This window comes from Propionibacterium acidifaciens DSM 21887, from assembly GCF_000426605.1.
Taxonomy (GTDB): domain Bacteria; phylum Actinomycetota; class Actinomycetes; order Propionibacteriales; family Propionibacteriaceae; genus Propionibacterium; species Propionibacterium acidifaciens.
In genome coordinates, this window is record NZ_AUFR01000086.1 from 1 (window position 1) to 1067 (window position 1067).

1 protein-coding gene is annotated in these 1067 nt (G+C 75.4%); it reads right to left on the reverse strand.

Translation table 11 applies throughout. The features are described from left to right. Positions 1-1067: RHS repeat-associated core domain-containing protein (locus K336_RS0112440; RefSeq protein WP_028707199.1), on the reverse strand; the 1067-nt coding region annotated here is incomplete at both ends.

Sequence of the window (1067 nt, forward strand, 5' to 3'; positions counted from 1 at the left end):
TGCGCCGCCGAGGAGTCCGCCTTCGACGGCTCCGGTGGCGGTGCTGGTGAGGAAGCCGCTCACTGTGTGGGGGCCGGGGCCGGTGAGGTAGCCGTAGCCTGATCCGCCGGCGCCGGACGCCGTACCGGACGCGGCGCCGGTCGTGATCGCGGTACGCAGCCCGGTGGCGCCGAGTTCGGTGGCGAGTCGGCCGCCACCCTTGAGGAGAGCGCCGGCGGCGCCTCCGCCTGCGGCGCCGAGGAGTCCGGAGACGGCGACTTGTCCGTAGTTGACCTGGCCGGTGGTGGCGCGTTGGATGATCGTGTCGGCTCCGGCGCCGATGAGCATGCCGCCGAGGGGTCCGCCGACGCCGGTGGCCATGAGGACGCCGCCGGCGATGACCATGGCGCCGCCGATGAGGTAGTCCTTGTGGTCGGCGATCCAGCCGCCCAGGCCGCCGTGGTCGTGTTTGTAGGCCTCGAAGTCGGTGTCGGTGAGGGGTCTGAGGCCTGTCGGGTCGGTGAAGGCCAGTGGGTTGTTCGCCGCGTAGGAGTACGGGTTCGTGGCCCAGGGGGCCAGGGGCGGCTGGTCGAGGGGGTCGGGGGACAGGAACGAGAAGGTGGTGGGGTCGTGGACGCGGGCCCCGAGGATCTCCAGGCCGCCCAGGGTCAGGGCGCCGCCGGCGCCCAGCCGGGCTCCGTCGGTCTCGACAACCGGTGGCGGGGGCGCCCACGGGTCGTCCGCGCCGGTCGGGCGGGCGGGCCGCCAGCCGGCGCCGGTCAGGGCGCCGTCGATGGCGAGGGCCCCGGGCAGGCCGGTCACTGTGTGGGAGCCGAACCGGGTCAGTGCCGGTACGGGCCCGGACAGGTCCCAGGCCAGGTCGACCTCCCCGACCCGGCGGGGCAGGCCGAGCCCGTCACGACTGATCCGCCACGTGCGGGCGTCGTGCGGGGTCCGTCTCGTGACGGCCGTCAGGTGCCCGGACGGGGCCCACGAGTAGGACCAGTGCCCGTCGGGCCCGTCCTGGCCGGTACGGCGCCCGGCCGCGTCCCAGGTGTACCGGACCGGCCCGCCGGGCCCGTCCGTGG